Source organism: Streptomyces sp. NPDC002669 (genome assembly GCF_042889165.1).
In the GTDB taxonomy this organism is placed as follows: domain Bacteria; phylum Actinomycetota; class Actinomycetes; order Streptomycetales; family Streptomycetaceae; genus Streptomyces.
Genome location: NZ_JBIAQQ010000002.1, coordinates 328,453 through 351,328, shown reverse-complemented (window position 1 = coordinate 351,328; position 22,876 = coordinate 328,453). Strand labels below are relative to the sequence as shown.

Genomic DNA, 22,876 nt, shown 5'->3' with positions numbered 1-22,876 from the left:
GGTGGCTGGAGAAACCGTGCCCTTCTCCTCGGCCTGGCCCTCCCGGCGGCCGTAGCGGCCTCGCTCGTGATCACGTCGACGAGTATGAAGGCCGCCCCGCCCAGCAGGACGAACGCGAAGATCTGTTGGAGAGTTCGTCCGGTGATCTTCGAGGCGAGCCTCTTGCCGTCCCGGGCGGCGAGGATCGCGGCCCTCCGGGTCATCTGGCGGCGCTGTCCAGCTCCACCCCGGCCGTACGCCGTGCGGCCACGTCGGCCCTCACCAGTAGCGTCTACCACCAGGGCACCCGGTGGCCGGCCAGCGCGTATGTGGTGGCTCCGCTCGTCGCCCTCGTCGACACTCCCTCGACTCCCGACCGGGACACCGTCCTCCACGTACTGCATGCCGTCGCCATCGGCAACCTGCGCGACGACGAACTGCCCTTCAACCCCACGTCGGCCTTCGCCGACGCCGACCGGGTACGCCCGGCAGACGAGGATGCGGTGCTCCGGGTTCTCTTCGAGGAGGACCCAGACATCGATGCCGTCGCCGATGTGGCCGACGCCGTGGCACTGCGCTGGGCCGCCGAGGCCTACCGTGCGGCCGAGCGTCATACGGCCTCCTTCCTGAGGTGGCTGCACGATCCCGACCCCGCCGTGGTGACCCTCGCGGCGGCGTTGCTGGTCTGGTTCTCCCCGGTGCCCGGACTGCCGGGCGCGCTCGCCGCCGTGTCGTGCGACACCGCCGACGCGCGGGCATCGGCGAACCTCGCACTTGCCCACCTGTCCGGCCACCCCGGTTCCGATGAACTCGGAGCCCTGACGACGGGTCTTGCCTCACCCGACGAAATGGTACGGATCACGGCCGCGATCGCCCTGGCCCGCCGACAGGCGACGACACTGCCCGACGCGGCACTGACCGTCCTCGTGCACGCCGACGCGGTCGCGGTCTCCGGGGCTGTTGAGGGCTGGGACCGCTCCCTGCGGGGCCACGTCGCGGTGGCCCTGCGCCGCCTGGGCCTGTAACCCGCCTTCGTGTGAACGCGCGGGACGCAGCCCGCAGACCGGCCCGGCGCCGGACCAGCACCGAACTCATACGCAACCGGCGGGCGGCCTGTTGATCACCCACCAGTCAAGCCGCCAGGTCAACACGCCCCAACCTCAATCGCGTACCGAGTCGTAAGCCGTCACCAATTCCCTGGTTGGTCAGGTCGGGTGCGAGGCGAGCTCCCAGTCGAGTTCCCACAGGCGTAGTGGCGTGTTCGCGCCGGCGGTGAGGGCGTACCGCCCGTCCGGCGTGAACGCGCAGGCCCAGATCCCGATCTGCTGCGTGTCGAGGGTGTGCACGAACTGTCCGGTCCTCGGGTCCCATATCTGGACCATGCTCGTGGGTCTGCTGGACACCGCGACCGCCACGAAGCGGCCGTCGCAGATGTACCGGACCGTCTGCGCGTGACCTGGCAGGTGCTGTTGGCCCCGGACACAGGTGCCGGAGCCGAGGTCCCAGAGCCGGATGGTCCGGTCGTTGCCACAGGACACGGCGAAAGCTCCGTCCGGGCTCAGCGCAACCGAGGAGGTCTCCGTGGGACTGTCCAGAACGTTCGTGCACTTGCCCGTGTCCAGGTCCCAGACCCGCACGGTGCGGTCCCAACTGCCGGACACCGCGCGGTGCCCGTCGGGATGCACCCACAGGTCAGTGGTGATGAAGCCGTTGCGGCCGTGGCCGCAGAGTGTTCGCGCGAGGCGGCCGTCCTTCAGGTCCCACAGGTGCAGTGCCTTGTTCCGGTCTGCGGTGAGCGCCCAGTGCCCGTTCGTACTGAAACATGCCGGCTCGGCACCGCGGCCGGCACGCTCGTCGGTGATGTTCGTGAGTCTGTCACCGGTGTCGATCGACCACACGGAGAGTTGGCCGTCCTGCGTGGCGGACAGCACGCGCTGTTGGTCGGAGCTGAGCCGGACCGCGGTGAACGGGGAAGGGCGGTCGATGTGTGCCCGGGTGGCGAGTCCCGTGCCGACCGCCCATTCCCGCAAGCATCGACCGGTGCGCGTGTCCCACACCCGCAGGCTTTCACCGGCGGATACGACGCGAGCACCGTCCGACGACAGATCGACCGCACACGGCGCCACGGACAGGCCGGGGAGCTCGCCGACCTGCCAACTGGCCCGCACCCCCACCTGCGGCAGTACACCGGCCAGCGACCGCCAGGCCGACAGCACGTGCGGGGCTCGTTCGAAGCCGGGAGTCTGCCGTGCCCTGGCGAGCAGTTCGCGCGCCTCGCCGTAGCGACGCCCGTCCCTGGCACGCTCGGCTGCATCGACCAGCGTTCCCACGTCCGCCCGCAGTCCGGCCAGCTCTCCGTGCCGGTGCGGGGGACTCAATCGAGGGGGCGCGGTGTAGTGGTCGGGCAGGGGCCACCATCGCACTCCGTCCTCGTCGGCAGCGACCGCCCGCCGGGCGCCCGGCGCCAGCAGCACCTGCTGCCGACAGCTCGCGGTGGACGGGAAAGTGCGCAGGCAGCGGCCGCTGTCCAGCTCCCACAGCCGTGCCGTGCCGTCGGCCCCGCCGGACAGCAGCGCCTGGCCGTCGCTGCTCCAGGACAGCGACACCACGCGTCGTGTGTGGCCGGTCAGTGTGTGCGTCTGCGCACCAGTGGCGAGATCCCAGACACCGATGTCCTCCCAGGAGCGCTTGGTGGTCCCGCGGGAGCGGGCCATCGCCAGGGTCCGGCTGTCCGCGCTGATGGATGCGGGTACGGCCGCCGCGTTGACTCCGTGCGACTCCCACATGAGGGCCCCGGTGGTGTCCCACAGCTGCAGGCTGCCGTCATCAGTTGTGATCAGCACTGACCGTCCGTCCGGGGACAGGGCGGCCAGGCTGCCTTGCTGCCCGAGCCGCAGGCTCAACTCCCCGGTGAACGCGTCCCAGATCGTCACACTGCCGCCGCCCGTCTGTGCGACGGCGACGCGGCCGTCGGCGCTGAGCCGGACGGCGCTGACCGGGGCACGACCGTCCGCACCGAACCGGCGGGACGTGGAGGACCCCGACTCCTCGTTGAAGTCCACCCGCCACAAGCGACGACGTCTCACCAGGTCCCACAGGTGCAGCTGGCGGTCGAGGCCACACATGACGAACCGCCCGTCAGCGCTGACGTCGATCTCCTTGTAGTAGTGCGGCTCGTCCCGGCGGAACAGGCACTGTCCGCTGTGCAGGTCCCACAGGCCCACGTGCTTCCGGGAGGAGACCAGCGCCCGTCGGCCGTCTGCTGTCAAGCGGACCTTCGTTCGCGGTGCCTGGGGCACCTTGAGACCGTCGGCATCGGACACCCACCTCTCCTCGGCGGGCCACCAGCCCATCGGACGGGACGTCACGCGGCTGCGATCGGATGCCCCGCCCTCCCTGACCGTTCGCAGGGCGCCGGCAACCTTCGGCTGCTCCGGGGCCATTTCCTCGACAGTACCGAGGAGCGCGTCGGCCGTGGCGATGTCACCACGCTCCAGGTTGACTTCGGCCAGCAGGTATCGGGCCGTCCAGGAGTCCCCGGAGGCGGTGCGAGCAGCTTCCAGCCTGCTGATCAGTGCATCGTCGGTGAGGGCGCCGGACCGCCACCGGCGCAAGCCGTCGTTGTAGGTGGCTTCCAGGTGCCGCGGGTCGATGTCGACGGCTGCCTCGAACGCTTTCGCTGCCTGGGCCGGCCGACCGAGGTCCAAGAGCGACAGCCCTCGGTTGTTCAGCTCGTCCGCACGCAGGTCCGCCGCAACCGGCTGGTGGCGTGGATACTCCTCGCCCACCGTCCGGCGATAGACCTCGACCAGCTCGCCGGCGACCTCGGGCATCGACTGCGGACGGGCTGCCCGGTCGTGACGCAGGCACCGGTCCAGCAGTGCCACGACCTCCGCGGGGATCCCGATCCGGTCAGTGTCCCGCCGCCCGGCGCGGTGATCTGCGAGGACTTCTGCGGCGACGGGGCCGACCATCCAGGTCCTGCCGCCGATGAACATCTCCAGCACGGACACCGCGAAGCTGTAGATATCGCTCCCCCGCCCCACCCGCTCCCCCCTGGCCTGCTCAGGCGACGCGTAGGCGAGCGTCATGCCACCCCAGGAGACGATGGCGCTGGCCCCCTCGGGCACGCCGCCGTCCACGGAAGCTCCTGCCCTGGCCCGGGCAAGGCCGAAGTCGGTCACCTTCGCCGTGAACGCTGCGTCCGTGCCCACATCGACCAGCACATTGGCGGGCTTGACATCCTGGTGCACCAGCCCGCCCGCATCGTGACAGTGGGCGTGCTCCAGACCCCAGGCCATTTGGATGGCGACGTCCAGTATCCGGGCACGTACCTCCGACAGCTCGCCCGCGTACAACCGTCCGTCCGCGATCCAGTCCGCCAGACTGCCGCCCGCGACGTACTCGGCGAACACCCGTGGAGCCCCGTCGAGCAAGCGCACGCTGTAACAGCCACACACATTCGGGTGCAGCCCCAACCCCACCCACGCCTCAGCCTCGTTGACAAACAAGTCCCGGTGGCCCACGCTCTGGAACCGGCCCGGCCGCGGACTCTTGACCGCCAGGTCGACGCCCCATTCCCGGTCCCGGACCCGGTGCACCACGCCCATGCCGCCGCGCCCGAGCTCTGCCAGAACCTCGTACCGGTCGTCGATCACGTCCCCGACCCGCCACGACGACGGCTCTTCGCTGCTCATGCCCGTCATCCCCAACCCTCCTCGTGCAGTGCACGCAACCAGAGTGACTTCGCCCGACTGTTGCACGGACCCGTCGATCCCCCTCCGCGGTTCCCCACAGGTCCCATGGGTCCGTAAACCATGTCAGGAGAGTCCAGCCAGGGAAGCCGTGGCCCTGCTGTGAGGGGACGGTCGGCGCTGAGCTCTGCGTTTGACGTCGCAGATCAGTAGGCCGAGTGACCTGCGACGTCAAACGCCGGGCTGAGAAGCCGGCTGCTTACAACAAGCTGGCCCATTCGGCCGTCAAGGCCGGAAGCGGCCGGGTCCTCGCCCATGGCGGCCGGGTCGTGGCGCATGACGCCGGAATCGCCGAGCGCACCGTCCTGATCGAGTTCGACAGCTTCGAGCAGGCCGTCGCGGCGCACGGGAGTGCGGCCTACCAGGAGGCGCTGACCGCCCTCCCCGACGGCCCGGATCACCCACCTCCGCAGCTGCCTCGGCGCGTACACCGGGGCGTTCCGCACTGACGACGTCGTCTGCCTGTCCAGCCGGCTGGTCCACGTCCAAGGGCCCGACGCGCACAGCGGCTTCGGTATCGAGCTGACCTCGTGGCCGGCAGCCGAGTCCTTCCTCGCCGGCCTGACCCGCTGAGCCACACATTGGTGTCCACGACTCATGTCCGCCTGAGCGTACGAACGGCCCCCGTCGTCCGGACTTGGCAGATTCCATCGGACGACAGAGCCGTTCATGCGCCCCTGGAGGCGGCGGCCCTCGATCACTCTTAAAGAGCGTTTTGTCCTGGCCAGGGCGTTTGATAACTGGCGCGATGTTGGCCGCTTGGGGTCGGCCCGTGCTGGCGTGTGAGGATCCGCCTGTGGAGTGTGATGTGTGCGGGCGGTCGATGTGGCGGTGGCCGGTGCCGCCGACGGTCTGGGAAGAAGAGATCTGGTCCTGCTTGTGGTGCCATGCGGCCACCCATGTGGGCGGCGAGTGGTTCGAGATTTCGCGGCCGCCGTATCTGCCCCTGAGGATGCGTTGGGAGAAGGCCGCCGCGGATGGCCTTGCCCCTGGTGTCTCCCACGCGTTCGGCATCTTCGACAAGACGCTGTGCGGCATCCAGGAAGCCGGCATGTCACCGTCCGACTACTCGTGGCTGCCGGAACGGGAAGACGCCTGCGGCGCCTGTCGGGAAGCGGCGAGTCTCATCGATAGCCGCTGGCCGCGGGCGATGAGGAGTGAGGATGCGCGGGTCAGCGTGGCCCGGCGGCTATGAGTCCTTCCAGTTCGGAGTCGACTCTCGGGTGAGCCTGCGGCTCATCAGGTCGATCATCGCGAGGTGGATCATCGCTTCGGAGCGATGGGGGTGGGTTTCGTAGTCGCGGGTGAGGCGGCGGTGGTGCATGAGCCAGCCGAAGGTCCGCTCGACGACCCAGCGTCGCGGAATCACCTTGAAGCCCTTGTGAGCGGGGTCGCGGCGGGTGACTTCGACGTCGATGCCGAGGCGGGCGCCGTGGTCGATGACCTTGGTGCGGTAGCCCGTGTCGGCCCACGCCTTCGTGACACGCGGATGGTCTGCGGCGATGCTCGAGAGAACCTGAATGCCGCCGGCGTTGTCGGAAACGTTGGCGGCTGTGACCAGCACGGCCAGGAGGAGGCCGAGCGTATCGACGCCGATGTGCCGTTTGCGGCCCGCGATCTTCTTGCCCGCGTCGATGCCCTGGCCGGCCGCAGGCACATTGGCCGAGGTCTTGATGCTCTGGGCGTCCAGGACGCAGGCGCTGGGCTCGGCGTCGCGGCCTTCGGCCTCCCGGACCAGGCGTCGCAGGAGACCGTTGAGCTGGCCGAAGACCTCGCCCTTCTGCCAGGCGGCGAAGTACCCGTAAACCGTCTCCCATGGAGGAAAGTCGTGCGGCAGGTACCGCCACGGGATCCCGGTCCGGTCGACATAGAGGATGGCGTCCATGATCCGGCGCAGATCGTGCTCGGGCGGTCGGCCGATGTCCAGGCCCTTCCCTCTTCGCTCGGCCCGCCAGGCCGTCAGAGTTGGTTCCAGCAGATCCCAACGGGCATCGGACAGGTCACTCGGATACGGCCGCTGTCTGCGAGGCATGTTTCTGTAGTACCGATGGCCGCCGTCCCGCCACAGGGCGCAAACCGGCGTGACCGGGGGCGTGTTGGGATCAGACAGGAGCGAAGGGCCCGAAACGGGCCCTCGAAGGCCGTCATCCGCCTCACCTGTCACAAGCACGTCTACTGCCCCAGCCGGCCCGAAGCGGTCCGTTACCTAAAGTGCGATGAAGCGCCCCGGCTGGGATAAAACGCTCTTTTACTGATCGTTTCAGAATGAGGTTCGGAGGCGTCGCAAGCAGATGATGCTACAGGCGAGTTGGAGCAGTCCGAGGTGGAGGCCGGCGCGTATCTCGTAGCGGGTCCGGAGCCGCTTGAACTGGTGGAGCCGGGCGAAGGTGCGCTCGACGACCCAGCGTTGGGCGCCCAGCCCGGAGCCGTGTTCGGTGCCGCGGCGGGCGATCAGTGGCTTCACGCCGAGGTCCCGAGCGAGTCGGCGGTACTTGTCGTGGTCGTAGCCGCGGTCACCCAGCACCAGGTTGGGGCGGCGTCGGGGCCGGCCCCGTTTGCCCCTCACCGGCGGCACGGCCTGGAGGAGTGGGATCAGCTGGGTGACGTCGTTGCGGTTGCCGCCGGTCAAGGTGGCGGCGAGCGGGATGCCGGTGGCATCGGTGATCAGGTGGTGCTTGCTGCCCGGACGTGCGCGGTCGACAGGATTTCGTCCCGTCTTGGGGCCCCCTTTAACGCCCGGATGTGAGAGCCGTCGACCGCCGCCCGGGAGAAGTCCAGGGCGTTCGCCCTGCGGAGCCTGGCAAGGAGAACCTCGTGCAGCCGGGGCCACACACCGGCCTCGGTCCCCTCGGCCAGCCGCCGCCAGCAGGTCATGCCCGAGCCGAAGCCGATTTCCTGCGGCAGGTGTTCCCAGGCGATCCCGGTGTGCAGCACGAACAGGATGCCCTGGAACACCAGCCGGTCCGGATACCGCTTGCGCCCCGGGTGCCGGGTCCGGCGCTCGACCTTGGGCAACAGCGGTTCGATCACCGCCCACAGCTCCTCATCGACCTCCCACGGTTTCGGCCGAGCCACCCCACACCCCCGGATCATCGGTTCCGGACTGATCCGACCACCTCGAAGATCATTTCGTCAGGAGTTCTTACCTCGGAGCGCCGTCGTCGACCTCGTCGCGGGCCGCGGGCGCCGCGCTCTTCCGCGGGCTGGCGGCCCTGTTGCCACGCAGGCCGAAGGCGGAGACCGCCGCTCCCAGCAGCACCATGACCACCGGGACGACGAGTGCGGTGCGGTAGGCGTCCAGCACTGCACCTGGTGAGCCATCGGCACCGGCCGCGGCGATCCCGTACACGGCGGTCACCGCGGAGATCCCGACCGCCGAGCCGAACTGGGTGCACGTGTACAGCAGCCCGCCGGCCAGGCCCTGCTCCTCCTTCGCCACGCTGTCGGTCGCCGCGATGGTGAGCGGACCGTAGGCGAAGGCGAAGGCGGTGCCCGCGATGATCAGGCTCGGGAACATCGCCGCGTACGGCCAGTCCATCCCGACCGGCAGGAAGAGCCCGTAGGCCACGATCGCCAGCAGGAAGCCGCCGAAGATCACTCGACTGTTGCCGTAGCGGTTCACCAGGCGCGGGGTGAGGGTGGGTGCCAGCACGGCGTCGCAGCCCATGGCGATCAGCGCGATCGCGGCCTGCAAGGAGGACCAGCCGCGCAGCTCTTGCAGGTAGAGCGTGACGATGAACTGGAAGCCGAAGAACGCACCCAGGAAGAGCAGGGCGGCGAAGTCGGCCCGCACCATCGCGGCCTTGTGGAAGATCCCCAGCCGGACGAGCGGTGCTTTGGCGCGTCGTTCGATCAGGATGAACGCCGCCACCAGCGCCAGCCCGGCGACGAGCGCGCCGAGGGCCGGCTCGAGCCCTTCGCCGCGGTGTTCGAGCCGGATGATGCCGTAGGCGAACAGCAGCATCGCGGCGGCTGCGGCGGCCGCGCCTGGCAGGTCGTAGCCGTGCTGTGCGGGCTCGGGGCGGGCCTCGGTCGGCACCAGCCCGAGTGCCGCGAGCAGGATGGCTCCGGCCAGGAACACCGGGGCGAAGAACACCCAGCGCCAGCCGAGTTCGGTCAGCAGTCCGCCGATGACGAGGCCCAGCGAGAAGCCGCCGGCGCCGACACCGGCGAAGACGAGCAGGGCCTTGTCGCGCTGCGGCCCCTCCGGGTACGAGGTCGTGATGATCGACATGGCGGCGGGGGTCATGAAGGCAGCCGCCACGCCGGTGACGAACCGGGCCGCGACCAGCATCCAGCCGTCGGTCGCGAAGCCGCCCAGCATGGAGAAGACCATGAAGACGCCCAGCCAGGTGAGGAACATCCGTCGTCGGCCCAGCAGATCGGCGGCGCGGCCGCCGAGCAGGGTGAAACCGGCGTAGCCGAGCACGTAGCCACTCATCACCCACGCCGCGGTACCGGTGGTCAGGTTCAGGTCGGCGCGGATGGTGGGGACGGCAACGGCCAGCATGGCGACATCGCTGCCCTCAAGGAAGATCGTGCCGCACAGGACGAGCAACAGGACCCAGGGACGTCTGTTCGTGCGGGCCGCAGGGATGGTGGACACGGATGCGCTCCTCACCCGTTGAGTCGTGTGGTCACGTCCGGTTCATCAGCGACGGACGCTGTCCGTCGCTGAAGCTGCACAAGTACAGCCACGTCGTCCGCACCCGCACCTCGAACCATCCGTCCCGGAGCCTCCACCGTCGCCATGGCCGTGACCGTACCGAGCAACAAACAACCGGGGCCACACCTTTTGTATGTGCCCGGAGGTTCGCGTGGGTGGTCAGTGCAGAGGTGAAAACAAACTCAGCGGTTGACTTCGAGGTTCGTCAGGACGAGACAGGACGCGCAGGAGGTGGGTGGCGCGAACGGGGTTGGTGCGGAGCTTGGTGAGGGCCCGCCAGTTCTTGCGGTGTACAAAACCGTGCCCAACCGGTGCGCGTCCGGCGGTGGGGACGCGGTTGGCGACCTGCTGACCGGTGGTGAGCTTGGGGGCGCGGGTCGCGGTGAAGCCGGTAACGATCACGGGGTCGCGTACGTCGTTGTCCGGACCCCGGGGCCGACAGCGCGCGGGTGAGTCAGGACGGAGTCGTGGCGGGCGGCGGTGATGTCGTGGGCGCGGCCGGGACGGACGGCTGATATTTAAATCAGGCGGCCTCTCTGGTGGTCAGAGCGAGGAAGTGCAGGCCATGTTGACCTGCGACTTCAAGTTGGCGGAGGCCCAGTGGAGCCCACTCCCGCACGGGTGGCGTCCACTCCCGGAACGATGGCGCGCATCGTGGTGCGCGCGGGGCGCCATCATCGGTGTGATGGTGCGCACTCGGTGCGGGGCGGCGCGCGCACCGGCGGCACGGCGGTGGGGAGGGTGCGCGCGGCAGTGCTGGAGGAGGCCGTCGACCATCCGCTTGCCGAACTTCAGGAGCGCGGGCGCCCGCCACCATGCGAGCAGCTGCTTCAACGACCTGGGGGCCTTCTTGTCGGGGCGGGTGTCCTGCGCCGCCCACCAGCCGAGCCCGTGGCGGGCGCGCTCGTCGGTCAGCCGGCCGTGCTCCTTCACGTACACGCCGGTGATGCCCTCCAGGACGTTCTCGATGCGCCGGCGGCGGGTGGAGGACCAGTCGATGAGCTCGGAGTCCGGCCCCGGCCGTCTCCATCACCGGGTGCAGGCCCGGCATCGCTTCCCGGCGCGCCCCGCACCGGCCTGCCGTTGTCGCCCCTGCGCTGGACGCGGTTGAGGATCAGGCAGTGGTCATGCAGCAAGGGAAGACCGTCCCGGTTGTCGAAGTGCCGGAACGCCTCGACCACCAGGCCCGGCGTCTTCGCCCCCCTCGCGGCCCGAGGACCACCTCGTCTCCGCGGCCTCTTTCCCCAGCCGGCGCAGCGTCTTGGCGATGGTTCGCTGGTGCGGGCGGTCACCGGGCTTCGCCTCGCCGCGCGGCCATCTTCTCCTGGTGGTGCTGTTGGTCGGGGCTGCCCAGTACGGGGTGGCCGATGGCGATGGCGCCGCAGAAGATCCCCTCGCCGAACAGCTTCTTGAAGTGGTCGCGGTTGAACTCGCGGATGCTCGGGTTGACGTAGGCGGTGGCGAGGCCGAGGTCGGTCGCGCGGAACTGTTCGAGGCGGGCGAAGCAGCGCTCGATCACGTTGCGGTCCTTGTAGAGCTCACGGTCGGTGGCCTGCCGCCGGCCTGTCCACGCCGTATGCGGTTGGCCTTCTGGTCTGTGCGTTCCGGGATCACTGCCCGGATACCCCGCCTGCGCAGGGCCTGACGGATGGCGCGGGACGAGTACGCCTTGTCCGCGATGACCGCGTCGGGTTGGCACCGAGGGCGTCCGACGCCTGCTCGGGGCACTCTCAAGGTCTCCATGACGGTGTCGAAAACGGTGGAGTCGTTGACGTTGCCGGGTGTGACGACCACGGTCGAGGGAAGGCCCCGGCCGTCGCAGGCGAGGTGGAGTCCACCGATATCGTCCACTTCACCGTGCCGGCTGCGCCTCGGTGTACCTGGACGTGTTCGAGCAGCTTCGCCCAGGTGCCGTCCGTCTCCCAGCGCGCGAAGCGTTCGGGCACGTCCCGCCAGGGCGTGCCGGTCCGCAGGCGCCACAGCACGCCGTTGATGACCTGCCGTTGATGACCTGCCAGTGGCGCCGCCACGGTCGTCCCCGCCCGTCAGTCCTCGGCGGCAGCGGTGCTATCCGCTCCCGCGCCGTTTGGGTCGGTTCGCCCCGGCGGACGGCAGGATCCATGCTCGGACACGTCCTCGTCCGTCCGGTGGAACATACGCGTTCTCACTGGTCAGCGCGGGTCTACGCGTCTTGCCGTGCGGTTGCGGGCGCGGGTGAGACGGTCCCAGTGCCGGGGCGGCGGGTTCGGGCAGGGTGCGGAAGAGGAGCCAGCTCAGGGCGGGCATCGCGATCAGCGGGGTGAGGGCGGTCTGGAGGGTGGTGGTGTCGGCGAGGTGTCCCAGCAGGGGGCTGATGAGGCCGCCGATGCTGCCGGTGAGGCCGAGGGTGATGCCGCTGGCGGTGCCGATGCGGGAAGGCAGGTAGTCCTGGCCGAGGGTGACCTGGAGGGAGAAGGGAACGTACAGGCCGGCGGAGGTGAGGGCCACGAAGAGGAACATGGCCGGCCCGGGTGTGTAGATCACGCCGGTGACGGCGGCGATGGAGAGCAGGTAGGACCAGCGCGAGACGTGAACGCGGTCGTAGCGGCCGGCCAGGGACCCGCCCAGGACCGAGCCGACGGCGCCGCCCAGGAACAGCAGGAACAGGGCGGTGGTGCCCGCTGTGGTGCTGCCCTGCATGCGCTGCTGGGCGTAGAGGGAGATGAAGGTGCTCAGGCCGGTGAAGACGATGGAGCGGAAGACGACCGCCAGGGACAGCTTCACGAACGAGGCCACGTCGTCCGCGCTGGGGGGCGTCCGGGGCTCGGCCGTTCCGGTCCGGGGCCGGGCGAGCATCCGCAGGACGGGCACGCACAGGGCGACACCGGCGAGCGCGGGCAGGACGAGGACGGGTGTCCAGCGCAGGGAGCCGTGTCCGATCGCGGCCGCCACCATGAGCGGGGCGAGCGCGAAGCCGATGTTGCCGCCGAGGGAGAACCAGCCCATCGCGCTGTGGCTGCCCTGGCTGGCCTGCCGGGCCACGCGGGCGGATTCCGGGTGGTAGGCGGCCACGCCGATGCCGGAGACGGCGACGAAGAACAGGGTGAGCCCGTAGGAGCCGCTCAGGCCGCTGAGCGCGATGCCCACCCCGCCCAGCAGGGTGCTGACCGGCAGCAGCCACGGCATCGCCCACCGGTCGGCGAGCAGCCCGAACAGCGGCTGGGCCACCGACGACAGCAGGGACGCGGCCAGCACGATGCCGGAGGCGACCGCGTAGGTGTAGTCCCGTTCGGCCACGAAGAACGGGATCAGCGCCGCGACGGCGCCCTGGTAGATGTCGACGCAGGCATGCCCCACGGCCAGCAGCAAAATCGATGTATTCCTTCGCACCCCACCCATGCTGGAAGGACCACCCGGTGTCGTGCTTCCGATAAATTGACAGTTGATGCAGAAAATCCGCCACACCCCTGTCGCGCCGACCCGGACCCAGTGCCTGGCCCCCGGCGGCGAGATCGACGCCCACCGCCACGACGACCACCAGATCGCCTACGCCAGCCGCGGCACCATCGCGGTGACCACCGACGCCGGCTCCTGGATCGCCCCCGCCACCCGCGCGCTCTGGATCCCCGCCGGCACCGTCCACCAGCACCAGGCCCACGGCGAACTCGACCTCCACCTCGTCGGCCTGCCCACCACCGACAACCCCCTCGGCCTGGACAAACCCGCCGTCCTCGCCGTCAATCCCCTCCTGCGCGAACTCATCGTCGCCTACACCCGCGACCCCAGCAACGACTCCCCACCCCACCGCCGCCTGCGCGCCGTCATGCTCGACCAGCTCGCCCTCTCCCCCGAACGCCCCCTCCACCTGCCGGCCCCCACCGACCCCCTGCTCCGCGAACTGCACGACATCCTGCGCACCGACCCGGCCGACAACCGCTCCCTCGACGACCTCGGACGTCGGATCGGCGCCAGCGCCCGCACCCTCTCCCGCCGCCTCCGCGACGACCTCGGCCTCACCTACCCCCAGTGGCGCACCCAGATCAGACTCCACCACGCCCTGATCCTCCTGGCCGACGACACCCCCGTCACCGCCGTCGCCCACCACTGCGGCTGGTCATCCGCCAGCACCTTCATCAACGTCTTCCGCAGCACCTTCGGCCACACCCCCGGCACCCGCCCCACCACCTGACGCAGACCCCGGAAGGCGCGTGAGCCGTCAAGATTCTTTGTCGGACAAGCCCTGGGCCTGCCTGTACGGGTGGCCAATGACGTGAACCTGCTCGCCCTGGCCGAACTCCGGCACGGCGCGCGGCCTCGCAGGTCTGCCCTGCCGCCGCCGCCCTTCCTCAACGGGGCGGGCCCGCGCTCCAGTTCCAGGTGCTGAGCGTCGTACGCATCGGACGGGCGGCGGCGGTCGGTCGGGGCCTGCGTTCCAGTGCAGCGTGAGCCTGCGGCGGCGCTCGGAGCTGTCGACGGCGATCCAGGCGGCGACGCCGGGCGGGCGAGGTCGGGTACGAGACCGACGCCGAGCCCCGCCTGGATCAGGGCCGCGATCGCGCTCAGCTCGTTCCCTTCGCGGACGATCCGCGGCACGAGGTCGTGCGCCGCGAACAGCCGGTCGAGCAGGCGACGTTGCCGGTGCCCCGGGTGGGCGGCGACGAAGGACTGGTCGGCGAGTTCCGGCACGGGCGCCGAGGTGCGGCCGGCGAGCGGGTGACCGGGAGGAGTCACCAGCCATACCGCCTCGTCGAGCAGTTGAACCGGTTCCAGGCCGTCCGTGGGGATCGGCTGCGAGGCCGCGCACAGATCGCCCTCCTGGGTCAGCAGCCGTCGGGCCATGTCCGCGGCCGCCACCTGGTGGAGCTCGACCTCGACGTCCGGGTGGGCCCGCTTGTACGCCGCGAGGGGGCCGGTGAAGGTCAGGAAGGTCTCGGACGTCTGCCGTACGCTGCCGAAACCCTTGGCGGCAAGTTCGGCCACCCCGCGCCGGCCCGCCTCCTCACCAGCGTCTTCCTTTCCTGCAAACACGGAATCCCCCACCTGCTGAACACGAACCCGGCCGACGGATCGGTCATCAACGCCGCCTCGTTCCTGGCGGACACCGGTTCGGCGACGGCACCCATGGCATACGCCGAGGCCGAGGCCGGCGTCGTCCGGCTCGCCGGAGACCTCGCTGTCCACCTCGCACGCAGCCATGTGCGGGTCAACGCGGTGCTGTTCGGGTCCATCGAGACCCCCAGCAACGGGCGCTGCTGGAGCGGGATCCGAGCGTGCTGGACAAACGGCTCGTCCGCCGGCCCATGGGCCGTTACGGCACCTTCGAGGAAGCCGCAGGAACAGTCGCCTTCCTCGCCGGGGAGGAAGCCGGCTTCATCGCCGGCGCCGCCATCCCGCTGGATGGGGGCATCGCCAAAGCGTTCACCGTGCCCGACCGATCCGGCCAAGGCCCTGGTGCACCACGGATGGACAGGCCGTCCCGTTCCCACCCAGGCGCATTGACGCGGCCGTGGTCGGACCGTCGGAGAACAGGTACCGGTCTGTCGTCAGCCGGAGACGGTCCAGATCGCGAGCGCCGGCAAAGTGACCACGTATGCAGCACCGCAGAAGCGGAACACTCGGTCCGTGCCACGGCCGGATGATCCACGACGGCCGGTGAGCACCTGCAGCGGACTGGTCGACCCGTTGTCTCCGCCGTCCTCGAAAGTCAGGGCACACACCATGAGCAGCACATCTGCCGCGGTGAGCAGAGGCCATGCCGATGCCGGCGCGCAGAATCCTGCGTAGATCAGCGGGCCCACCACGATGGCGGGCACCATGCCGAGCGACAGCAGGCTCACGGCGATCGCGATGAGGGCGTACCAGCCGAATGCCGTCAGCCGCACAAGCACTGCCAGGGATACGATCCCGACCTGCATCAGGCCCATCGACACATGGTCCCCCCTTCGTCGGTTGAGCCTACTGAGAAACTGCTGCCGCTTGGCACAAGGCGTCCGTCCGGGCCGCCCACCGGCCCCGGGGTCGCCCATCGGGAAACGAAGTCGGTGGTGCGGCACCAGGGACCACCATCCGGAGATCGGCCGAGATGGTGTCGGCCACGATCACTGCCACTACGAGGCCCCTCCCCCGCCTTCCGGCGCCGCAATGTCCGGTGTGCACCCCCGCCCTCGAACGACATTGTCGACCCGGTCGTCGGCTTCCTGGAGGATCCCGGTGTGAACGGTGGCTGCCCAATCCTGGCTGGCCTCGAGATGAGTTCCGTACATGACCTGCACGAGATGCTGCACTACCGCCGCGGGTATCGGCCGTTCCTGATCCCGCCACCGGGATCTCATGAGTCCTGACGTCTTGGGCCGGGCAGAATGCCGGCATGGATCAAGCGTTAGCCGCCCTGCTCGGCGCCGTAGTGGGATCTGCCGGAACCGCCACGGCAGCGGCGCTCACCGGGATCTCTGCTCGGTGGCAGGTGCGGACGCAGGGCGCCCTGCAGCACAGGCAGGCACAGCGGCAAGCTCGCCGGGAGGCGTACAGCGCCCTTCTGGCCGATGCGTCGCGTGCGCGGGACGACCTGTCGGCCGTCTGGCACCAGCTGCGTGACGAGCATGCCGATCTCGCCGAGACCGAACGCCTGCTCGCCACCTCGAAGGCCTCCGTTCATGCGGCACAGCGGGCTGGTGCGACGGTGACGGTCGAAGGGCCGCCCGACGTGGCCGACGCCACGCGGGAGGCATTGGCCAACCTCGCGGTGCTCTATGCCGCCCTGGGCGCCTACAGGGTCTGCCGGGCCGAGGACGAGGACACTTCCGAGTACATCGCGACCTGCGCCCAGCAGCGCCGCCAGGTGCGCCTGGCTCTGGACGCGTTCGCAGCGGCTGCGCAAGTCGCGCTCAGCGACCCGGGGCTGGAAGGACGAAGGCTGTGACCCAGGATCCGGTTCCGGAACAGCTGGCCTGGCTCCAGCACGTCTTGGCGGAGCGGCTTGACATGGAGGTCCGAGCTGGTGACAGGCCCCGGGATCTTGGTTTGGATTCCATCGATGCTGTTCCCGTGGGCGGCAAAATACACCGGCGCTACGGCATTCCGCTGCGCGTTTCCTGGGAATGGCTCATGACCCTCACCACAGAAGAGATCGCTGCTCAGCTCGCCTCCGCGTCTGCAGAACCAGGACAGGGACCGCACAGCGCGGGTAGTTGAGAAAACCATCCGGGGCACGAGAGGCCACGCGTCCGCTCGATGTCATCATTGGCCCCCGCCGAACACCTCCTTGGCGCTTGGCCCGCTGCCGGCCAACGGGTGCAGGGGGCACGTCCGCGAGGCGGCCCCAGGTGATGTGCCGACGGTCGTGCCGCGGCGCAACGAGAACGGTCGCACCGCCAAGTACCTGATCGGGCGTCAGGGAAGTCCCCGGGTCCACTGTCCCGTCGCTGACGTGGAACGCACCCTTCGGCGCCATCCGTCCGGGGCCCTTCCGTCACGGAAGGACTGCGTCTCGGCTCAGCCTCGCTCCTTCGACGCGTTGCCCTCGATGGCCTCGACGACCTTCTTCGCCGTGGCCTTGGCCGAGCCCGGGTTCTGGCCGGTGACGAGGTTGCCGTCGGTCACGACGTACGAGACGAACGGCAGTGTCGCCTTCTCGTAGAGCGCGCCGCGCTGCTTGGCCTTCTCCTCGGCGTTGTAGGGGACCAGCTTGTCGACGCGGGCGAGGACCTCCTCGGTCCAGGCGAATCCTGTCATCCTGCGGCCGGCGATGAGGTACGAGCTGTCGGAGAGCCGGGTGTTGAGCAGGCCGCAGTAGCCGTGGCAGACCGAGGAGACGATGCCGCCGCGCTCGTAGATCTCGCGGGTGATGCGCTGCAGGCCCTCGCTGTCGGGGAAGTCGTACATCACCGCGTGACCGCCGGTGAAGTAGATCGCGTCGTACTCCGATGGGTCGATCTGGTCCGGGCTCGCCGTGTTCTCGAGCATCGCCGTCTTCCCGGGGTCGGCGCGCCAGGACTTGGCGGTCTTGTCGTAGTTCGGGAACTTCAGCGCACGCGGTTCGAGAGGTACCGCGCCGCCGGCCGGGCTGACGAGCGTCTGCTCGTAGCCGTGTTCCTCGAAGACGTGCCAGGCGTGCGTGAGCTCGGAGAGCCACAGGCCAGTGGGGTGGGAAGGGTCGTTGTAGTGGCCGACGTTGGTGACGACGTCGAGGACGCGCTTGGTCATGGCTGATCTTCTTTCATGCGGACCGGGATGGCGAGGCGGCGGGCCGCGTCATGGCGGGTGATCGGTCAGCGGACGCCCAGGGCACGCAGCGTCTTGAACGCCCGGGTCAGGCTCCGCGCCCACTGGTCGTGCCCCACCGAGCGGGGCGGGGTGAAGCCCTGGAGGCGCTGGTGGGCGACGGTCTGGGCTTCGGTGTACTTGAGCAGTCCGTCGGCGCCGTGCCGACGGCCGAGGCCCGAGTCGCCCGTACCGCCCATGGGGGCGTCGATGCTGCCCCAGGCGGCGGCGAACGCCTCGTTGACGTTGACGGTGCCTGCATGCAGCCGTCCCGCGACCTTGCGGGCCTCGGCCCCGTTGCGGCCCCAGACGCTCGCGTTGAGGCCGTACGGCGTGGCGTTGGCCATCGCCACCGCCTCGTCGACCGACCGGTAGCGGTAGATCGACACCACCGGGCCGAACGTCTCGTGGTCGAACAGCGTCATCTGCGGGGTCACGCCGGCCAGGATCGTCGGCTCGTGGAACAGTGGCCCGAGGTCGGGCCGGGCCTTGCCTCCGGCCAGCACGGTCGCGCCTTTCGATACCGCGTCGTCGACGTGCGAGCTGACGGTCTCGAGCTGCGAGGGGGTGGTCAGCGAGCCCATGTCCACCGAGAAGTCGTAGGTCGCGCCCAGGCGCATGGCCCGGGCGCGTTCGACGAACGCGGTGACGAACGCGTCGTGGATCTCATCGGCGACGTAGAGCCGCTCGATGGACACGCACAGCTGCCCGGCCGAGGGGAAACAGGCGGCGACCGCACCGGCGGCGGCCTTCTCGACGACTGCGTCGGCGAGGACGATCATGGCGTTCTTGCCGCCGAGCTCCAGGGACGCGCCGATCAGCCGCTCACCCGCGTCGCGCGCGATCCGGCGCCCGCTGGTGGTGGAGCCGGTGAACATCATGTAGTCGCCGCCGGCCATGAGCGCGTCTCCGATGGAGCTGCCACGGCCGACCACCATCTGCCAGACATCGGTCGGCAGACCGGCCTCGCGCATCAGGGCCAGCGCCCACAGCGCGGTCAGGGCGGTCTGGGTGTCGGGCTTCTGTACGACGGCGTTGCCGGCCATCAGGGCCGGGATCGCGTCGCCGGCGGCCATGCTGAGCGGGTAGTTCCAGGGCGAGATGACGGTGACGACGCCCTTGGGGTGGTGCAGCTCGGTGGTGTGGGTCAGCACCGGGATCGCGCCCTTGCGGCGCTTGGGTGAGAGCAGTCGCCGTGCGCTGCGGCGTAGTAGCGGGAGGTGATCGCGATGTCGGTCACCTCGAGGAACGCGTCGCGACGGGTCTTGCCGCTCTCGGCCTGCATCAGGTCGAGGGCTTCCTCCTGCCGCTGGAGGACGAGGTCGTGGAAGCGCAGCATGATGCGCTTGCGGTCGGCCACCGGGGTGGCGGCCCAGCCGGCCTGGGCAGTGCGTGCCCGGGCGAAGGCGTACTCGACGTCGTCGGGGGTGGACACCGGCAGGTCAGCGAGCGGGGCGCCGGTGTACGGCGAGGTCGTGGCGACCCGCTGGGCTCGGGCACCGGCGGTCACCAGGGTGGCCAGGCGGGCGAGACGGGCCGGCGTCAGCGATGTCGGGAGGGCGGCCTCGACGTGGCCGGTGTTCGTGGTGGTCATCTCGTCCTCAGCTCCGGTCCTGGATGGAGGTGGGCACTGGCATGTGCAGCGCCAGCTGGCCCTCGGTGGTGACGTCGAGCCGGATCGTCCGGATCGGCTTCAGCGAGCGCAGGTCGTCGCTCATCCGGCCCTCGCCGAGCCGCAGGGCCAAGCCGCGGGGGAACCGCGTGGTTCCCGAGGAGAGCATGTTGATCTGGCTGGTCGTGGAGTGCCAGGCGCCGTCGATCGTGGTGTAGGAGGTCAGGGTCGAAACGTGTTCGCCGGTGGGCCGGGCGGTCTGCTTCGGGGTGGGCGCCGACAGGGCCAGGTCAAGGCCGCCCCGGTCGTTGGCGACCCTGGCGGAGGTGCGCTCGGTATCGATGTCGACGTCGAGCCCGGTGACCCACTTGGGGAACCCGTAGCCGTCGTGGCCGCGCACCCGCGCGATCTCGGTGTTGACCGGCAGCGAGAGGACGTAGGAGTGCAGGGAGTCGTTCTTGAGCCCGGTGACCAGATCGAGCAGGCCCAGCCCACCGTGCCGGGCCGGCTTCACGGCGATGCCGACCGCGGCCTCGGTGTAGAAGTCGATGTCGCACACGTCGTACCGAAAGGCCATCACGGAGACGATCCCGAGCCCCGGGGCGATCTCGAGCGGGTCCAGCTCCCGGGGCAGGCGGGCCCGGATCGTCCTGGTCGGCGCGAGCATCGTGAGCCGGGTCGTGGAGATGCGGTAGTAGAAGTTCGGCGTCAGCGTGGGCCCGATGCGGGAGTCCACGCGGTTCTTCGGCATCCGGCGGAAGAAGTCGACGCTGCCGACCCGCGGGTCCCGCTCGACCTCGTCGAGGTCGGTGTCCATGCGGAACCGGTCGTAGAGGCCGCCTTCGGGGACGGTGACGAGACGCCCTGCGAGATCGACCTCTACGGTCCGGTCGGTCGGCTTGCCGGTCGATGTCATGGACTCGCTCCTCCGATGTAAGCGGCGTTAACACCGAGGGTCACACGGGATGTGAGCACCGTCAACAACGGAAGACGTGAGGCGCACAACGGGCGGGCGGCACGCGTCAGGAACCAACCGTCGTGATGGCGAGGAAGGCGCCGCGCACCCGGTCGGCGACCTCCTCGCCCGACGCGGCCTGCAGCTTGCCGTCGAGGTACAGGCAGGTCAGCCCATGGGCGAGCCCCCAGCCGGCCGTGGCCAGGGCCGGCGCGTCCGCGTCGGGGAAGAGGCGATCGAGCGCGTCGGCCAGCAGCTCGTGCAGGGCGTCGGCGGCCTTGACCCGCTCGTCGTCGGCGTCGTCGCACGGCTTGCCGAACATCACACGGAACAGGGCCGGACGCCGCAGCGCGAAGGCGACGTAGGCGACGGCGAACTCGGCCAGGTCCGGGAGCGAGGCGGGCAGGTCGCGCCCGCCGCCCAGGTCGGCCAGCAGATCCCGGAAGCCCTCGACGGCCAGCGCGGACTCCAGGGCGTCGCGGTCCTTGAAGTGACGGTACGGCGCGGTCGGCGACACACCGGCCCGGCGTGCGACGGCGCGCAGCGAGAAGGGCTCGCCGCCCTCCAGCATCTCCATCGCGGACGACAGCAGCGCCGCCCGCAGGTCGCCGTGATGGTAGCCACTCTTCTCCGATGTTGACATCGCTTACTTCACCCTTCTAGGCTTTGTTAGCACTGTAAACATAGTGTACGTCCGGAGGAACCGAGACCCGATGTCCCCCCACACACATTCGCGCCCCTTCGACGTCGTGCTCCTCGGCGCCACCGGCTTCACCGGTGCTCTGACCGCCGAGTACCTCGCTGCCCGTCTCCCTCCCGGAGCCGGGCTCGCCCTGGCCGGGCGCAACCAGGCCAAGCTGGAGGCCGCTCGCAACCGTCTCGTCCGGATCAACCAGCAGCTGGAGGACATCGCGCTGCTCCACGCCGATTCCTCGGACCCGCAGTCCCTGGCCCGCGTCGCCGAGTCCGCGCGGGTCGTGATCACCACGGTCGGCCCCTACCTGGAGTACGGCGAACCACTGGTCGCGGCCTGTGCCGCGGCCGGCACGGACTACGTCGACCTCACGGGCGAGCCCGAGTTCGTCGACCGGATGTACGTCGAGCACCACGCGACGGCCGAGCGGACCGGTGCCCGCATCGTTCACGCCTGCGGCTTCGACTCGATCCCGCACGACCTCGGTGCGCTCTTCACCGTCCAGCAGCTGCCGCCCGGGGTGCCGATGACCCTTCGGGGAGTGGTCCGCACGAACGCCACCATCTCCGGCGGCACGCTGCACTCCGGTCTCGGCCAGCTGTCGCGACCGCGCGCAATGCTGCAGGCCGCGGCCGGGCGCCGGCGTCTCGAACCTCGGCCGCGGGGACGGCAGGTCCGCACCCGCATCGGCCGCCCCCGTCGCGACCGCACGCTCGGGGCCTGGCTGATCCCGCTGCCCACGATCGACCCCGACGTCGTACGACGCTCCGCGCTCGCCGGCCCGGACTACGGGCCCGACTTCACCTACTCCCACTACGCCGGGGCCCGACGCCTCGCGACCGTCGCCGGCGCACTTGCCGGCTTCGCCGCAGCCCTGGCAGCCGTGCAGGTCCCGCCCCTGCGCCGCGCCATCGGCCGACGCATCCCCCAAGGAGAGGGGCCGTCGGCGGAGCGGCGCGATCGCACCTGGTTCACCGTCGACATCATCGGCGAGGGCGGCGGTGAGACCGTGCACACCCAGGTCAGCGGCGCAGACCCCGGCTACACCGAGACGGCCAAGATGCTGGCCGAGTCGGCGTTGTGCCTCGCCTTCGACGACAACCCGCCCACCGCCGGCCAGGTCACCACCGCCACCGCGATGGGAGAGAACCTGCTGCGCCGGCTCGGCGACGCCGGCATTTCCTTCACCGTGATCACCTCGCAGACGGCGATCCATGTCGGACGTTGAGAAGGGTGGTGGCACCGGCACGCCGATCGTTCTCGTCTCGCCGGCGATGGCCATCGGCTCCGGCTACTACCGGCCACTGGTCGCCGACTTCGAGCGACACGGGTGGCAAGCCCGAGCACTGCGCCGACGAGGGTTCGAACGCGGCGAACCACGAGCGAGCCGACGCGAGGACCGGGCCTGCCGCGACGAGATCGACGACATCGCACGAGCCGTCGCCGCAGCGCGGGCGGCGTCACCCGCGCGGCCAGTACTCCTCCTCGGTCACAGCCTCGGGGGACAGCTCGTATCCGGACACGAGCTCACCCCTCCGAGGGCCAACGGGGTGATCACGGTCGCCGGCGCGATCCCCCACCATCGGCACTTCGCCCACGGGGGCCTCCACGTCGCTGCCATGGCGGCGCTGGTGGTCCCGGCGACGACGGCGGTGTTCGGCCACCTCCCCAAACCGGCGTTCGGCGGCCCCGGGGCGCGCACCTTGATGCGGGAATGGGCCCGCATGGTGCTCACCGGCCCTGGTCAATCAGCCTGGGCGACGACACGTTGTCGCCGGTCGGGGCCGTCGACGACCTCGCTCATAGCCTCTTCTCGTCCACCTCGGTGACCCGCCGGCACCACACCAGCGATCAGGTGCCCGAAGGCTCGACCCACGACCACATCGGCCGGGTCCGCACTCCGGCCATGGTGGTCGACCGCATCGCCACGTGGTGGCACGACGCCGCTCGCAGTCGAGCTGTCGTCACCACCCGCACC

Annotated in this window: 20 protein-coding genes and 5 pseudogenes; 10 read left to right on the top strand and 15 right to left on the bottom strand. The window is 70.0% G+C overall.

Features of this window, described 5'->3' with window-relative positions; genetic code table 11:
- Positions 1–68: 68 nt before the first annotated feature.
- Positions 69–191, bottom strand: a pseudogene (locus tag ACFYW1_RS04040) (sulfite exporter TauE/SafE family protein); the annotation flags it as partial.
- A 120-nt stretch (positions 192–311) separates the two neighbouring features.
- Here ACFYW1_RS04040 and ACFYW1_RS04035 point away from each other — a divergent pair.
- Positions 312–1,004 (top strand): hypothetical protein, encoded by a 693-nt coding sequence (locus ACFYW1_RS04035; protein ID WP_388986587.1) that lies wholly within the window; start codon positions 312–314, stop codon positions 1,002–1,004.
- Between the two features lie 180 nt (positions 1,005–1,184).
- On the opposite strand, the gene ACFYW1_RS04030 is transcribed toward ACFYW1_RS04035, so the two are convergent.
- Complete coding sequence (locus ACFYW1_RS04030) at positions 1,185–4,676, bottom strand: protein kinase (RefSeq protein ID WP_388986584.1); 3,492 nt, start codon at positions 4,674–4,676, stop codon at positions 1,185–1,187.
- 215 nt (positions 4,677–4,891) lie between these two features.
- Between ACFYW1_RS04030 and ACFYW1_RS04025 the strand changes: the two genes are divergently transcribed.
- Complete coding sequence (locus tag ACFYW1_RS04025; protein ID WP_388986581.1) at positions 4,892–5,182, top strand: DUF1330 domain-containing protein; 291 nt, start codon at positions 4,892–4,894, stop codon at positions 5,180–5,182.
- A gap of 347 nt (positions 5,183–5,529) precedes the next feature.
- On the top strand, positions 5,530–5,928 hold the full coding sequence (locus ACFYW1_RS04020; protein WP_376297882.1) for a hypothetical protein: 399 nt from the start codon (positions 5,530–5,532) through the stop codon (positions 5,926–5,928).
- Here the strand turns inward: ACFYW1_RS04020 and ACFYW1_RS04015 are convergent.
- The 7 genes and pseudogenes from ACFYW1_RS04015 to ACFYW1_RS03985 all read right to left on the bottom strand — a co-directional run bounded on the left by ACFYW1_RS04015 (position 5,923) and on the right by ACFYW1_RS03985 (position 12,768).
- Positions 5,923–6,765 carry an IS5 family transposase gene (locus tag ACFYW1_RS04015; RefSeq protein WP_388986578.1) on the bottom strand — a complete coding sequence of 281 codons (843 nt, stop codon included), beginning with the start codon at positions 6,763–6,765 and terminating at the stop codon, positions 5,923–5,925. The genes ACFYW1_RS04020 and ACFYW1_RS04015 overlap by 6 nt on opposite strands.
- 228 nt (positions 6,766–6,993) lie before the next feature.
- A protein-coding gene (locus ACFYW1_RS04010) for an IS5 family transposase (protein ID WP_388986575.1) occupies positions 6,994–7,826 on the bottom strand; the annotation gives its coding sequence in 2 pieces (ribosomal slippage) (positions 6,994–7,466 and positions 7,466–7,826; 834 coding nt in all).
- 49 nt (positions 7,827–7,875) lie between these two features.
- Positions 7,876–9,339: an MFS transporter gene (locus ACFYW1_RS04005; RefSeq protein WP_388986572.1), complete on the bottom strand. Its 1,464-nt coding sequence runs from the start codon at positions 9,337–9,339 to the stop codon at positions 7,876–7,878.
- Positions 9,340–9,942: 603 nt separating this feature from the next.
- Positions 9,943–10,398 carry a relaxase domain-containing protein gene (locus tag ACFYW1_RS04000; RefSeq protein ID WP_388987007.1) on the bottom strand — a complete coding sequence of 152 codons (456 nt, stop codon included), beginning with the start codon at positions 10,396–10,398 and terminating at the stop codon, positions 9,943–9,945.
- On the bottom strand, positions 10,329–10,580 hold the full coding sequence (locus tag ACFYW1_RS03995; protein ID WP_388986569.1) for a relaxase domain-containing protein: 252 nt from the start codon (positions 10,578–10,580) through the stop codon (positions 10,329–10,331). Before ACFYW1_RS03995 ends, ACFYW1_RS04000 begins: the two co-directional genes overlap by 70 nt.
- A gap of 296 nt (positions 10,581–10,876) precedes the next feature.
- A pseudogene (locus ACFYW1_RS03990) lies at positions 10,877–11,521 on the bottom strand (transposase); the annotation flags it as partial.
- Complete coding sequence (locus tag ACFYW1_RS03985) at positions 11,467–12,768, bottom strand: MFS transporter (protein WP_388986566.1); 1,302 nt, start codon at positions 12,766–12,768, stop codon at positions 11,467–11,469. The pseudogene ACFYW1_RS03990 and the gene ACFYW1_RS03985, both read right to left, overlap by 55 nt.
- A 55-nt stretch (positions 12,769–12,823) precedes the next feature.
- Here ACFYW1_RS03985 and ACFYW1_RS03980 point away from each other — a divergent pair, with 55 nt between their 5' ends.
- The gene (locus ACFYW1_RS03980; protein ID WP_388986562.1) at positions 12,824–13,567 is read left to right on the top strand and encodes an AraC family transcriptional regulator; all 744 of its coding nucleotides are present in this window, start codon (positions 12,824–12,826) and stop codon (positions 13,565–13,567) included.
- A 368-nt stretch (positions 13,568–13,935) separates the two neighbouring features.
- Here the strand turns inward: ACFYW1_RS03980 and ACFYW1_RS03975 are convergent.
- Positions 13,936–14,232: pseudogene (locus ACFYW1_RS03975) on the bottom strand (LysR substrate-binding domain-containing protein); the annotation flags it as partial.
- A 3-nt stretch (positions 14,233–14,235) separates the two neighbouring features.
- Here ACFYW1_RS03975 and ACFYW1_RS03970 point away from each other — a divergent pair.
- Together ACFYW1_RS03970 and ACFYW1_RS03965 are read left to right on the top strand one after the other, a co-directional pair.
- A pseudogene (locus tag ACFYW1_RS03970) lies at positions 14,236–14,619 on the top strand (SDR family oxidoreductase); the annotation flags it as partial.
- A 59-nt stretch (positions 14,620–14,678) separates the two neighbouring features.
- On the top strand, positions 14,679–15,017 hold the full coding sequence (locus ACFYW1_RS03965; RefSeq protein WP_388987004.1) for a hypothetical protein: 339 nt from the start codon (positions 14,679–14,681) through the stop codon (positions 15,015–15,017).
- Here the strand turns inward: ACFYW1_RS03965 and ACFYW1_RS03960 are convergent.
- Complete coding sequence (locus ACFYW1_RS03960) at positions 14,922–15,302, bottom strand: hypothetical protein (protein ID WP_388986559.1); 381 nt, start codon at positions 15,300–15,302, stop codon at positions 14,922–14,924. The two genes, ACFYW1_RS03965 and ACFYW1_RS03960, sit on opposite strands and share 96 nt — an antisense overlap.
- A gap of 443 nt (positions 15,303–15,745) precedes the next feature.
- Here ACFYW1_RS03960 and ACFYW1_RS03955 point away from each other — a divergent pair, with 443 nt between their 5' ends.
- A complete protein-coding gene (locus ACFYW1_RS03955; protein ID WP_388986556.1) occupies positions 15,746–16,297 on the top strand; it encodes a hypothetical protein in 552 nt (183 codons plus the stop codon).
- Complete coding sequence (locus ACFYW1_RS03950; RefSeq protein WP_388986553.1) at positions 16,294–16,569, top strand: acyl carrier protein; 276 nt, start codon at positions 16,294–16,296, stop codon at positions 16,567–16,569. The genes ACFYW1_RS03955 and ACFYW1_RS03950 overlap by 4 nt, the downstream gene beginning before the upstream one ends.
- A 300-nt stretch (positions 16,570–16,869) precedes the next feature.
- On the opposite strand, the gene ACFYW1_RS03945 is transcribed toward ACFYW1_RS03950, so the two are convergent.
- The 4 genes and pseudogenes from ACFYW1_RS03945 to ACFYW1_RS03930 form a co-directional block, all read right to left on the bottom strand.
- Positions 16,870–17,580 (bottom strand): type 1 glutamine amidotransferase domain-containing protein, encoded by a 711-nt coding sequence (locus ACFYW1_RS03945; protein WP_388986552.1) that lies wholly within the window; start codon positions 17,578–17,580, stop codon positions 16,870–16,872.
- Positions 17,581–17,645: 65 nt separating this feature from the next.
- Positions 17,646–19,231, bottom strand: a pseudogene (locus tag ACFYW1_RS03940) (succinic semialdehyde dehydrogenase).
- A gap of 7 nt (positions 19,232–19,238) precedes the next feature.
- A complete protein-coding gene (locus ACFYW1_RS03935) occupies positions 19,239–20,165 on the bottom strand; it encodes an acetoacetate decarboxylase family protein (RefSeq protein WP_388986549.1) in 927 nt (308 codons plus the stop codon).
- Positions 20,166–20,271: 106 nt separating this feature from the next.
- Entirely contained in the window at positions 20,272–20,847 is a 576-nt protein-coding gene (locus tag ACFYW1_RS03930; RefSeq protein WP_388986546.1) for a TetR/AcrR family transcriptional regulator, read from the bottom strand.
- Positions 20,848–20,917: 70 nt separating this feature from the next.
- On the opposite strand from ACFYW1_RS03930, the gene ACFYW1_RS03925 reads away from it, so the two are divergent.
- Positions 20,918–22,126, top strand: coding sequence for a saccharopine dehydrogenase family protein (locus tag ACFYW1_RS03925; RefSeq protein ID WP_388986543.1), 1,209 nt, complete (start codon positions 20,918–20,920; stop codon positions 22,124–22,126).
- Positions 22,113–22,727: an alpha/beta fold hydrolase gene (locus ACFYW1_RS03920; RefSeq protein ID WP_388986540.1), complete on the top strand. Its 615-nt coding sequence runs from the start codon at positions 22,113–22,115 to the stop codon at positions 22,725–22,727. The genes ACFYW1_RS03925 and ACFYW1_RS03920 overlap by 14 nt, the downstream gene beginning before the upstream one ends.
- Positions 22,728–22,876 lie beyond the last annotated feature (149 nt).